A 13,079-nucleotide genomic window follows, 5' to 3' on the forward strand; every position below is an offset into this window, starting at 1 on the left:
TTTATTGAATCTATTTCATGCCATTTTTTAACATTTGACTTCTACAGGATATTTATGCCCTTTTTTAGCTCCTCTTTTTGTCTTTTCTTTTCCCTTACCACTTCCTTTATGTTTGATTGTCAGTGTTGATTACTATATATTGTATGTAATACATATTTTGGTTTTTGATTATGATTATTTTAATTAATTTTGCACATCCCTAAAATATTATATAAACACAACTTACAAAAAGAGGGAATACCTTATTCTGCTTTTAATCACTAATATTGCAAATATCATAGATATTTGTCTATCTTAAGCTTAGGGTCATCAGGCAAAGTCTGTAAATAAACAGGTATACCTTTTGTTAAGATATTTTTTAATATTTCTTTTTCTTCAAGTGAGACAAAAATATTTTTAACTAATATTTTCTTTCCTGGCCCTGCACTCATACCACCTATATTTATTTCTTTTAATTTAACTCCTCCTTCTATCAGAGAATACATTGTAGAAGGGCTCTTCACTAATAATATTACTTTCTCCTTATCAACAAACTTCTCTTTTAAGACATGAATCGCCCCTTTAATGCTATAAATCTCTACTTTTATACCTGGAGGAGCTGCCATTTTTATTACTTTGCTAAGAAACACATCATTGGAAACTTCATCATCAACAATAATAATTTTTTGAGCTTGGGTATGCAGTACCCAAGAAGCCATGATTTGCCCATGGATTAATCTATCATCAATTCTTGCCAAAACAATATCTACCATAACATCAGCTTCCTTCACAAACTATTTTGTGGTTAGAAATACAACTTTCGCAAATCTTTTATTCCGCAGACTCCTCTCTCAATACAATGTTCTTTTAAACTACTTAAATTATAAATTTTTCGCATTGTCAATGCTTCTATAATCATAGGCATATTAACACCCGTTATATATTCGACTTTTACATTTTCCCCTAGATCTTTACTACTAATAATAGTAGCATTTGCTGGACTCCCACCATAAAAATCTATAAATATTAAAACCCCATCACCTTCATCGAGTATTTCAATTGTTTTTAATATATTGTCTTTTAATTCCTCAATATTGTCACCTGGAAAAAGTCCTAAAGCCATTGTTCGTTCTTGCTTTCCCACAATAAGTTCTGCGCTTTTTAAAAGTTCCTTGCCCAAATTTCCATGTGTAACTACTAAAATTCCTATCATGAAATTACCCCTTTATTATGATAATTGTTGGTTCTTTAAAATCTCTATTAATTTTTTTAGCAAATTTCATGCCAAGTATTTTGTCATATGAATGCTAATTAAAAATTCCTCAAGAAAGTCTTTGCTTAGTATATACAATAGAAAAAAAATTAGTGCTATTATTTTAAAGCATTAGCACTAATGTATGTTAAAAAACTTTATTTGTGTAGCTGTCTTTAAATATTTATCTCAATATGTGTGTCAGTTCTTAGTCAAAAGCGTGCCATAATATGTGCTGATCATTTCTACTATATACGCAATTTCTGTGTCAGGAATTAAAATTCCAAAAACTTCTTCTACTATTTCAAAATGTTTTTTTATAAGTTCAAACATAACACTTTGATTATTTTTAATAAAATTCAAATTATTATAAGGCAAACTATCACCTTTTATAATTCTTTCTACCATACATGAACAATGAAATAAGAACTTTATCAATATTTCTTCGTCCACATCAGAACCAATATCCGATAATATATTTTTTAATACATTCTCTAGAATGTTATATGCCTTATTGGGATTTAAGAAAGTTAACGTTTTATCAAGTATATTAATCAAGTTTTTCTTTAAAAAAGGTATATTATTTTCAAAATCTATTTGCGTATATTCTATTACTTTATTATTACAACTACTATATATGGCAGAACCCAAACTTATAACTTCTTGCACCAGTTCGTCAAGAGTCATATCAGGCATTAAAGCTTTTCTCGTAGCTTCAATAACAATGGGCGTGCTTACCATTTCTATCGTTTTTGTTATAATCCCCGTTCTTTCTGAAATTATATCAGAAAAAGTTGTAAGTGATCCCATATCTACCAATATAAGTACGCCTTTCCCTCTATCTATTTGCCTAACAATGTTAATAGCTTTATTTAAGGTAACTTCAACTTTTTCATTAAGAGGCATGTCCAAAGCCTTTGCATGATCTACCCCAAGAAGGGCATTTGCCACACTCGCCATTGTGCTTGCCGCATAATCTCCATGCATTATGACTAATACACCAATGCTTTCATCTCTTCTACCTATTCTTAACGCATGCAAAAACATAGCTATAAACGCTATTTCATCTTCTGGTATTTTTATATATAGCTTCTCTTCTAATTTCGCCTTTATTTCTTCTGCAGCAGTATATTCAAATTGGTAATCTTTTGCTATATTTTCTCTATCCGGATGAGATATTACTGTACCCATTTTTAATCTTTCTAAAAGTGTTGCAATATGAAGTGCAATAGTATAGGTTACTCGTTGATCAATAAGCCCTTTAAATTTATCTTTTACACTATTTAAAGCAAATTCAACAGCTTCTAGTATATTGGGACTTACAAATTTTAATACTACATCTCGATTAATAATGTTAAGTTCTGACTCACTGGGAAATAAATACTTATCAAAATATTCTTTAATTTGGTTTTCTATTTTTTTTCTAATTTCCCCAGAAGATAATCCCTCTTCATTATATTTTTTCCAATTATTTATTATTATCTCATAAAAATTATCTTCTGTTTTATAATCACCTATAAAAAGTTTATCATTAAATTCATTCATAAGTTCCGTATTATATCCATCAAATACTATATCTTTATCTTTATAATTATTAATTTCTGCTATTATTCTTTCGTTTCTTTTATTATCTCTTATTTTAAATAACCCTTCTTGAATATGACGCGAAAGTATTGAAAGTTTCACCTCAACTACTGTATTTGGAGACATCATATATTCAAGAAAGGCTCTTGCACATATAAGCCGAATATCATTCTTTAATTGACCTATATTCCCTGGACAATCGTATAATAGTAAGGCTTTTATAACTTCTTTGGATACTTTTATAGGCACTTTAATACGACGAGATTCCTCCCAAAAAAATTGATATATAAACATCAGTCGTTCTTTCAATGTTCGCATTTCCAAACTTGGAAGTTGAATTATAACAGGAACCCTTCTTAAAAAAGTATGCAATAAGACTGATTGCGGTTCTTCGGTTGTAGCTGCAATTATCCTTACCTTTGCTTTTCTTGTATTTTCTGACTCACCCATTCTTCTGTACATTCCTTTATCCATTAATGTGAAAAGCATTTCTTGACCTTCTGGAGGTAAACGATGTACTTCATCTAAAAATAAAATTCCTCCATCAGCTTCATCAACAAGACCTCTTTTTTCTTTATCTGCACCAGTAAAAGCTCCTTTTACATATCCAAACAGCTGAGACAATAATAATTGAGGGTTTTCAGCATAATCCGCACAATTGAAAACAACAAATGGAGACTTCTCATGTAATATCCCTATCTGAACTGCATACTTGTACATTGCTTCCGCAAAGGTAGTTTTACCAACACCTGTTGGTCCAACAATTAATGTATGGAGTCCATCTGGAGGATATAATATTGCAGCTTTAGCTTTTGTTATTTGGTCTTTTAAACTATCTTGAGCTCCTATAAGGTTGTCAAAACTATTTTCTAAAAACTCAAAATTGAGATTAACCTTATTTGTGGTTATATTATTTTTTGCGGTCTCTTTTTTTATACTTTTTAATACCCCCTTTTCTTTAAGCATCAAAGTAAATTCTTCTTGACTTTCTATAACTGGATTAGCAAAGCTTATATTCCACTTTTCTTGTAAGTACATTCTATCTAAGTATAAAACAGGTTTACCTTTAATTTTTAGAACTTTCCCTTCTTTTAATAAATTATTAAGTTCTCTGCTTGTATTAGCCCGATCAATTCCAATTAATTCGCCTATGTAACCAGCTTCAAATCCTAATTTGCTATTGTCAACACTTAGTGGTAATGAGGCAGTAAGTTCTCTTAATTTTCTGTAAATCTTATCTTTCCTTTTTAAAATTGACATGCTATTCGGCCCCCATTTCATCAGTCAGTTTCTAAGTTGTTGTGAAACTCTATTTCTCAAATTAATTTAGCTCAAAGCCTATAGAATTTCTCAAATTAAACAATTAACTATAGATGAGAAGATTTGATAACATAAATTTCCATAATAAATTTATATGCAATAAATTTATAAAAAAGTAGAGACAAATGCCCGTTTCCATTGTATAAATATTGCTATACATTGTTAGACATTACCATAACAATATTTATGTCGGGAGTGGAGCAAATGTCTCATAATAAGAATAGCAGAAAATTCATCAATAATCCAGTACCTTTTTAAATTAACTTCAAGAGGCAAGGTTTTCCCTGTATATTTTTTACTTGACAAATACAGAAGGCGGAATAATTTCAGACAAATTGTTTAGCTTTATTTTTCATAGGTTTTCCTACGTTTTGTGGATTTTGTATTTCTATATACAAAATTCGACAAAATCAGGGGAATTTCTTTGAAAATATATAGCAGAACCCCTTAATTTATGAGGATTTTGGGGTTCTGCCAAAACCTAAGTAAACTACTTTTAAGTATGAAAACCCTACATGTATAAGCTTCAACAAATTTTAAACGTTTCAGGCAATTTTGATAAGATCAAATCTTTTGATGGTTTAAAGCGTTCAGCTTAATTCTCAGTTATTTACTTTGTGGATTATCTTGTGTTTATCATATATATTCTACACAAATCCAAAAAATTATTCGTGTTCTTTTAGTTTTTTTATTGAATTTTTGTTGAAAGGAAAAGGGAGAGCAAAAATTCCTATTAATTCAATGTTGATTATTCTGCCTCCCATTCAGTGTGGAAAATTCCCTCTTTGTCTATTCTTCTGTAAGTGTGAGCACCGAAGAAATCTCTTTGAGCTTGGATTAGATTAGCAGGCAAGTTTTCTTCTATCATACTCAAGAAATAATCTAATGAAGAATTAAGTACAAGTGTTGGAAGGTAAAAATCTTTTGCTAAATTAGTGATATATTTTATTGAATCAATTTTATCCATTAGGAAAGATAACGCCTTTTCACTGTTAAGAAGATTTACATTTTCTTTATTTTCTTTAATAATGTCTCTTAAGAAATCTAAAATCTTTGCTCTTATGATGCAGCCACCTTTCCAAATACGCAATACTTCTGAAAGGTCAATATTATACTCAAAAACTTTTGAAGCTTCAGATATAACCCATAATCCCTGAGAAAAAGATGCAAAAACACTAAAAAGTAATGCATTTTCTAAATTCTTTATTATTTTTTCTTTATCTATATCAATTTCAGGATATATTTTTGTAACTCTTTTAGCTAATTGTACTCTTTCCTCTTTAAAGAAAGATAAACTTCTCGCTTCTACTGCAAGGTTCAAAGAGGGAGTTGGTATTCCTAAATCCAAAGAAGTTTGGGAAGTCCACTTGCCTGTGCCTTTTTGTTCTGCTTCGTCTAATATGAGGTCAACGAGGTATTTTCCTGTTTCTTTGTCTTTGTACTTCATTATTTTATAAGAAATCTCCATCAGGAAGGAGTTTAACTCCCCATTATTCCATTTTTCAAATATCTCTCCTATCTCTTCGGGAGAAAGTTTTAACACCTTTCGAAGTACATCGTAAACCTCAGCTATTGCTTGCATTATGGCATATTCTATTCCATTGTGGACCATTTTGACAAAATGTCCAGCTGAATCATTTCCAACGTATGTACAGCATGGCCCTGCTTCTGTTTGAGCTGCAATTTTTAAAAGAACATCTTTAACCATTTCATATGCATCCTGTGTTCCTCCTGGCATTAACGAAGGGCCGTGTAAAGCTCCAGCTTCACCACCTGATACTCCCATTCCCAAATAGAGTATGCCTTTTTCTTCTAGTTCTTTAATTCTCCTTGAAGTATCTTTAAAATAAGAATTTCCTCCATCAATGATTAGGTCTCCCTTGTCAAGATAAGGCAAAAGCTCCTCTATTACATCATCTACGGGTTTTCCTGCTTTAACCATGAGAATGATTTTTCTCGGTCTTTTTAAAGATTCCACAAAAGATTTGATGTCATAATAAGGCTTAATTTGTTCATCTTTTACTTTGTTTTGCATGAATTCTTGTGCTTTTTCAGGTGTTCTATTAAATACAGATACGCTATAGCCCTTTCTGGCAATGTTTAAAGCCAAATTTTGTCCCATTACTGCTAAGCCGATTAAACCTATTTCATTCATTTACTTTACCTCCTGTTTTTATAATTTGCTGTGAAGTTCAAAAAGTTCTTTGAGATTTTTAGTTAAAACTCTAAAAAATTGAAATTTCTTTTCGTGATACTCTATTTTTTTTGGAAGGCACATAAGTATTTTCTATTTTTACCATTTCTCTTGTGGCCTCAATCAAAGTTTTGTACCTTCCCATTGCTTAATAGCCTAAAAGTGCAGAGCCTACAAGAGCAGGTTCTTCTACATTAGACACTTTAATTGGCAAACCTAAAGTAGAAGCAAAAATCTCCATCCATAGGGGCGATTTTGTACCTCCTCCTCCTCCCGCTCTAATTTCTTTTATTTTTACATTGTTATCCTTTAAAGCCTCATAAAGCATCCTTAGGGAAAATGCAACTCCTTCCATACCGGCTCTTATCATGTGGCCTTTATTGTGGGTGTTTTTCAATCCAAAAAACACTCCAGAAGCAATGGTTCCTATCGCTTTAACCTTTTCTCCAGTTATGTAGGAAAGAAAAAAGAGATTCTTGCCCTTAAGTCCAAAAGAGTCATCATACCCATCAGGGGATTTAAATTTTCGTCCACAGGTATTAGCCCAAACATGTAGGAAGAAGGCACAATTAAAGAAATTTTATCTTCAAATCCTTTTGCCGCCTCTTTAACTGCTTCTACAAAAGCACCAAAAAGGACTTCTGGATTATGCTCCGCTTTTCCTTCATTGTCTCTTTCTATAGGCGTTTCTTTTCTATATAAACTTAAAATATTTCCTTTTTCGTCCACTACACCTGCTTTTAAATTTGTAGTACTTATGTCAACAGAAAGAATTAAATTTTCCATGACTCCCCCTCCAAAACTTCTTTATTTATAACGCCATCAGGAATTTCTCCTCTTAAGACCTTTTCTACATCTGAAACAACCTTGTCCCCCATACCTCTTAAGCATTCGTAAGTGTAAGCAGATGTGTGGGGTGTGATTATAACATTGTCAAAGGCTAAAAGGGGATGATTCTCATCAATGGGTTCACCTTCTACTACGTCCAATCCTGCTCCTGCAACTTTTCCCTCTTTGAGTGCTTTTATCAAAGCTTCTGTATCTATAAGTTCTCCTCTTGCAGTGTTAACAATAAAAACATTTTTCTTCATCATAGAAAACTCTTTATGAGACAGCATGTGATAATTTTTTTCATTGAGTGAGGCATTTAATGAAATAATGTCAGAAGTTTGTAAAAGTTCTTCTAAAGAAACAGGCTGTGCTCCTCTTTTTTGTATCTCCTCTTCTGAAAGATTAGGGTCATATGCTATAACTTTTGCCCCAAAGCCATATTTTAATATTTCTGCAACTCTACTTCCAATATTCCCAATACCGATTATTCCTGCAACTTTATCTTTTATCTCATACCCCATGAAACTCGCTCTTTCCTGCCATTTGCCATCTTTTACCCTTAAAGATGCTTCTCTTACTCTCCTCATTACATCCATAAGAAGGGCAATTGCATTTTCTGCCACTGCTTCTCTTTCTACAATTCCAGCAACTTTTGTGACAAGAGTGCCTTTTTCTGTGGCGCTTTTTATGTCTATAGCATCATATCCTATGCCATGGCGAGTTATTAAAAGAGTCTTGTCTTTGTATTCAAAAAATTCTCTGTCATAATAGGGCTTTACACTGGCAATGATTATAGAATAGCCCATTAATTTTTCTGCTAAAGCTTTCCCCCTCATGTCATGAGGAAGTTCAAATCTTTCCACTTCCCCCAATGCTTTTAACTTCTCAATATGGTCAGGAAAATGCTTGCCAAAACTGCTAGAGTTGACAATCGCAATTTTTACACTCATTTTTATCTTCCTTTCTTTATATGTTAAATATTTCTTTCAAGTGATTTTCAATGTTTTTTGCAACCAAATCATAGTGCTCGTGTTCGTATTTATTTAAAATTCAGTTTACTACTCCTTTTCTATTTTCACACGACTTCAATCTTCACATAATTTTTTAATTCCTCTATTATCTCTTTGTTTTCCTCTCCAGAAGTTATTATTTTCTCCACATCTTCAAAAGTAGCAAAAGATACCATTGCGACTTTCCCAAATTTGCTGCTATCTGCTACAACAATTACTCTGCTTGCAGACTTTATCATAGATTTTTTTGCTTCTGCTTCAAAAATATCAGAAGTGGTAAGCCCTTTTTCTAATGAAATTCCACCTGTTCCTAAAAACAATATGTCGATGTTGTATTTACCTATACAATTTAAGGTTTCAAACCCTACCATTGAATGATTATCATGCTTTAATTTGCCGCCAGTAATAAAAAGATTGATGTCAGGATTGTTGGCTAATTCTGTAGCAATGTTTAAGGCATTTGTTACTACCGTTATGCCTTTGAAATTTCTGATGGCACGGGCTATGTGATATGTGGTAGAACCGGCATCTAAAAATATGACATGGCCTTCTTGTATTTCTGACACAGCCCTTGCTGCTATTTTTTGTTTTTCTTCTATATGCTCTTTAAATCTTTTGACAAGGGGAGGAATAATGATACTTTCTTTCAATACTGCTCCTCCATAGTTTCTCTCCACCAGTCCTTGCCTTTCCAACTCTTCCAAATCTCTTCTTATTGTCTCATCAGAAACATTAAACATCTCACAGAGTTCGGATACTTTAACAGCTTTCTTTTTTAAAATAATCTCTTTAATCTTATCTCTTCTCGTTGAAACAAGCATTTACTTCCTCTCCTACACTTATTAGTCATTTTTATTCTTTCCATAAAGAACGTAATCCAACACCTCTCCGGGGCACAAATTAAAAACACACATTTTGTTTGTGGATTCTATTGCTTTTAGTGTACTAATTCTACATAAATCCAAAAAATCCTTCTTTGTTTTAAAATTTTTTTCTTGGTTTTTATGGAATGTCTGGAATTGAAAAAAGGAATCCATAAAAGGATTCCTTTTAAATATTATTTATTCAATACATCTTTATTTACTAAAGTGCGAGGCACTCTTCCTTCTATTACATCAATTATGTTTTGAGCCACAAGTATTGACATGTCCCTTCGCGCTTCTTCTGTTGCACTTCCTATATGAGGAAGCATTACGACATTGTCAAGCTGTGCGAGTTCTTCTTCAAAGAGAGGCTCTCTTTCGTACACATCTAATCCTGCTGCATATATGTCCTTGTTTTTTAACGCTTTTACAAGGGCTTTCTCGTCTACAACAGGACCTCTCCCTGTATTTATCAATATAGCAGACTTTTTCATCAATTTTAATTCTTTTTCTCCAATCAAATGTCTTGTTTCAGGAGTTAATGGCACGTGTATGGAAACAAAATCAGATTCTTTTAACAAAGTATCCAAGTCTACATATTGAGCTCCTGTCTCTTCTTCAAACTCTTTCTTAGGACTTCGTGCAGTGTACAAAATCTTCATGTCGAAGCCTTTTGCCATTTTAGCAAAAGCTTGTCCTATGCGGCCTGCACCTATTATTCCTAATATCTTGCCTGTTACGCCTTTTCCTAAGAAAAGCATTGGCGCCCAACCTTGGAATTTTCCTGCTCTCATAAATTTATCAGATTCTACCACTCTTCTTGCAGTTGCAAAAAGAAGAGCCCAAGCTAGTTCTGCAGTTGCATTTGTCAAAACATCAGGAGTATTTGTTATGTAAACTCCTCTTCTTGTAGCTTCTTCTAAATCTATATTGTCAAATCCTACAGCATAATTTGCAACAATTTTTACTTCTTTTGCAGCTTCAAAAAACTCTTTGTCTACTTTGTCTGTAAGCTGTGTGATTACAGCATTTTTGCCCTGTACTTTTTCAAGTAACTCTTCTTTTGTAAGCATTCTGTCGTAAGGGCTTACTTCTACCTCGCAATACTTTCTCAAAAGATTAAGTCCCTCTTCAGGAATAGCTCTTGTCACAAAGACTTTAAACATTTGTATCACTCCTCCAATTAAAATATGTTAACCAATACCAAAAATATTGGTATTGTCAAAAGCGAAATCAAGTTTGTAACAAACACTCCTGCAGAAGCAAAACTATTTTTTTCGCTCATTTGCCTCGCAACAATGGCTACTGTCATCATCGTTGGCATTGCTGCCTCTAAAGCTGCAACCTTTTTGGCATCAAGGGGTAAATTTAAAAAGTACACAATCCCAAAAGCTATTAAAGGAGACAAAATGAGCTTTATTATTGCTGCAAGATAAACAAAATAGTCTATATTGCTTTTTTTGATTATATACATGTTCATCCCTATAAACATTATAGCCAGAGGAATAGTTACACTACCTATCATTTGTGCACTTTTCAGTATTACCTCTGGTATTTTGATTCTTGATATCACTATTAAAAAACTCAAAGCAAGAGAAGCAAAAGAAGGATTTAGAAGTTTTTTTAAACCATTTATGTCAAAAGATTTTTCTTCAGACAAAATCCAAACTCCTAAAGTCCAAAATAAAGCTGTGTGCCCTAAATCGTAAAGGATAACATAAGGTATACTTTTATCTCCAAATAAGGCAATGTTTATGGGAAGCCCTAAAAATAAAGTATTGCTAAAAGAGGAAATCGCATACAACACATTTTTCTTTTCTTCTGGAGCTTTAAGTAATTTAAAAATAGCCATTGAAACTAATAATGTCAAAACTAACGTAGAGAAGCTTACAAAAGGCAGTATATAAGCAGTTCTAAGTAGTGCTGGCGTATAATTAGAATACATGTTGTGAAAGATAAGTAAAGGTGTTGTAACTAAAATGATCAAATCCGCCAGCATTTTAAAGTGTTCTTGCTTAACTAATTTTATATAGGTGATATAATATCCTACTGCCATTACAATAAAAATCTCTACAAGTATCTCTGCCATTTTTGATATGACCATTTTATTCCACCTCAATTGCCCTTACTTTTGATTATACCATAAATTTTAACTTTATATAAATAAAAGCAAGAGCTCAACTGCTGTGGCTGAGCTCAGTTTGTTGACAAAGTTAAAAAATATTCAAAGGAGATATTTTGCATCGTCACTCCGATGTTCCAAAGCGACAAAACTAAACTCGACCTTATGCAAAATATCTCCTTTACGAAAGTTTGTCTACAGTCTGAGCCCAACCGCTGTGGTTGAGCTCTTTTGTTTCTACTTTACAAATTGGCTTAAGTGTTTTAATCCTAAAAGAAGCCCTTCTTTTACTTTTTCTTCACTGCCTTCATATAGAGGGTCTTCATGTTCTATGCTTATTACCCCATTATATCCATTGTCTTTTAGCGCCTTTATAAACTTGCCCCAATCTACATTTCCCATACCTGGCATTCGGTATCTCCAGTATCCAAATTCGCCATGCGTTCCTGTGTAAAGCTGTCTGTTGAAAACTCCATATCGCTTAAATTTATCCTCAAACACTTCTGTGTCTTTTGCGTGTACATGAAATATTCTATCTTTAAACTCTGGTATCACATCTATATAGTCTATAAACTGCCAAACAAGATGGGAAGGGTCAAGATTTAAACCAAAGTTTTTAGAAGGTATCCTTCTAAACATCTCCTCCCAAAGCTCTGGTGTAAAAGATATGGTTCCTGGAAGGCCAGGTACCTGCCATCCTTCCATAGGGCAATTTTCGATTATAATTTTTATTCCTTTGTCTTCCGCATAGCTTATTATATCAGTAAAAACTCTTTCAAATTCATCAAAATTGTCTTTTATGCTCTTTTCAATGTTTCTCCCTACAAAAGTCCCCACCATGTCAGTCCCAAGCATTTTAGCTACATCAATGCACTTTTTTAAGTGATTGTTTATAAACTTTCTCTTTTCTGGGTCTCTGTCAAGGTTGTTGTCATAATATGCAAGAGATGAAATTGTGAGCCCGTACTCCTTAAAATATTTTTTTATTTCTTCCGCCTCTTCAGGTGTGAGATTTTCTACATCTATGTCACTGGCAGAATAATCCCTCGTATTGTCTTTAGGCCAGCAGGCAATTTCCAGTGATTTAAACCCATTTTCACTTGCCCACTTAGCTTTTTCTTTAAGAGGCATATTCCCAAGACATACTGTTAAAAATCCTAAATACATCTACATTTCCTCCTCTAAAATCTTTTTTAAATTTTCAAAACTAATTTTCACACTTTCAATTGGAGGTCTTTTACACACATCCTGTTCAACAATTAGCCATTTAACTCCATTTTCTTTTGCAATTTTTATTACTTCTTTAAAATTGATAATTCCATTTCCTATTTCAGTAAAAGACCTGTCCTTTTTATCCATGTCTTTTAAGTGAATTAAAGGTAGTCTATTGGAGAATTTTTTAAGATATTCTAACGGGTCAACTCCCGCATATGTAACCCAATACGCATCGATTTCAGCTTTTACAAGGTCTTTATCTGTATTTTTGTAAAGTATATCAAGTCCATATTCTCCATCGTATATTTCAAATTCGTGATTGTGGTTGTGATAGCAAAACTTAAGTCCCTTTTCCCTACACTTTTCACCTATTTTATTAAACAACTTTGCTGTTTCAATATAATCCTCTCTTGACTTGTACTCATTCCACGGACAGACGATGTATTTATTGCCTATTTCAAGGTTATAATCTATCACTTCCTCAAGATTGTTTTTCAATAAATCTATTCCTACATGACTACCAGCAGCTTTTAATCCTAATTTATCAAGCGTTTTTCTTAATTCTGATGCTTTTAAACCGCCATATCCTGCAAATTCCACTCCTTCGTATCCTATTTCCGCAACCTTTTCAAGAGTACCTGTAAAATCTTTTTGTGTCTCCTCTCTCAAAGTGTAAAGTTGAAGTGCTATAGGTATACTCATTTTAATT

Annotated in this window: 12 protein-coding genes; all 12 read right to left on the reverse strand. The window is 32.8% G+C overall.

The window, feature by feature from the left end; translation table 11 throughout:
- Positions 1 to 275: 275 nt before the first annotated feature.
- The gene (locus EB239_RS12395) at positions 276 to 770 is read right to left on the reverse strand and encodes a PTS system mannose/fructose/N-acetylgalactosamine-transporter subunit IIB (protein ID WP_228379014.1); all 495 of its coding nucleotides are present in this window, start codon (positions 768 to 770) and stop codon (positions 276 to 278) included.
- 14 nt (positions 771 to 784) lie between these two features.
- The gene (locus EB239_RS12400) at positions 785 to 1,192 is read right to left on the reverse strand and encodes a PTS sugar transporter subunit IIA (protein ID WP_003866634.1); all 408 of its coding nucleotides are present in this window, start codon (positions 1,190 to 1,192) and stop codon (positions 785 to 787) included.
- Between the two features lie 240 nt (positions 1,193 to 1,432).
- On the reverse strand, positions 1,433 to 4,075 hold the full coding sequence (locus tag EB239_RS12405; protein WP_003869392.1) for a sigma-54-dependent transcriptional regulator: 2,643 nt from the start codon (positions 4,073 to 4,075) through the stop codon (positions 1,433 to 1,435).
- 808 nt (positions 4,076 to 4,883) lie between these two features.
- Positions 4,884 to 6,290: an NADP-dependent phosphogluconate dehydrogenase gene (gndA, locus tag EB239_RS12410; protein WP_003866631.1), complete on the reverse strand. Its 1,407-nt coding sequence runs from the start codon at positions 6,288 to 6,290 to the stop codon at positions 4,884 to 4,886.
- A gap of 187 nt (positions 6,291 to 6,477) precedes the next feature.
- The gene (locus EB239_RS15380; RefSeq protein ID WP_318261469.1) at positions 6,478 to 6,783 is read right to left on the reverse strand and encodes an FGGY-family carbohydrate kinase; all 306 of its coding nucleotides are present in this window, start codon (positions 6,781 to 6,783) and stop codon (positions 6,478 to 6,480) included.
- On the reverse strand, positions 6,780 to 7,115 hold the full coding sequence (locus EB239_RS15385) for an FGGY family carbohydrate kinase (RefSeq protein ID WP_003869394.1): 336 nt from the start codon (positions 7,113 to 7,115) through the stop codon (positions 6,780 to 6,782). The genes EB239_RS15380 and EB239_RS15385 overlap by 4 nt, the downstream gene beginning before the upstream one ends.
- Positions 7,103 to 8,110 (reverse strand): D-isomer specific 2-hydroxyacid dehydrogenase family protein, encoded by a 1,008-nt coding sequence (locus tag EB239_RS12420; protein WP_003866626.1) that lies wholly within the window; start codon positions 8,108 to 8,110, stop codon positions 7,103 to 7,105. The genes EB239_RS15385 and EB239_RS12420 overlap by 13 nt, the downstream gene beginning before the upstream one ends.
- A gap of 125 nt (positions 8,111 to 8,235) precedes the next feature.
- The gene (locus tag EB239_RS12425) at positions 8,236 to 8,991 is read right to left on the reverse strand and encodes a DeoR/GlpR family DNA-binding transcription regulator (protein WP_003869395.1); all 756 of its coding nucleotides are present in this window, start codon (positions 8,989 to 8,991) and stop codon (positions 8,236 to 8,238) included.
- Positions 8,992 to 9,227: 236 nt separating this feature from the next.
- Entirely contained in the window at positions 9,228 to 10,199 is a 972-nt protein-coding gene (gene gyaR / locus EB239_RS12435) for a glyoxylate reductase (protein ID WP_003869397.1), read from the reverse strand.
- Between the two features lie 17 nt (positions 10,200 to 10,216).
- Positions 10,217 to 11,137: an AEC family transporter gene (locus EB239_RS12440; protein WP_003869398.1), complete on the reverse strand. Its 921-nt coding sequence runs from the start codon at positions 11,135 to 11,137 to the stop codon at positions 10,217 to 10,219.
- Between the two features lie 255 nt (positions 11,138 to 11,392).
- Positions 11,393 to 12,322, reverse strand: a complete 930-nt coding sequence (locus EB239_RS12445) for a sugar phosphate isomerase/epimerase family protein (RefSeq protein WP_003869399.1) — start codon at positions 12,320 to 12,322, stop codon at positions 11,393 to 11,395.
- Positions 12,323 to 13,072 (reverse strand): sugar phosphate isomerase/epimerase family protein, encoded by a 750-nt coding sequence (locus EB239_RS12450; protein ID WP_003869400.1) that lies wholly within the window; start codon positions 13,070 to 13,072, stop codon positions 12,323 to 12,325.
- Positions 13,073 to 13,079 lie beyond the last annotated feature (7 nt).

This window comes from Thermoanaerobacter ethanolicus JW 200 (assembly GCF_003722315.1).
In the GTDB taxonomy this organism is placed as follows: domain Bacteria; phylum Bacillota; class Thermoanaerobacteria; order Thermoanaerobacterales; family Thermoanaerobacteraceae; genus Thermoanaerobacter; species Thermoanaerobacter ethanolicus.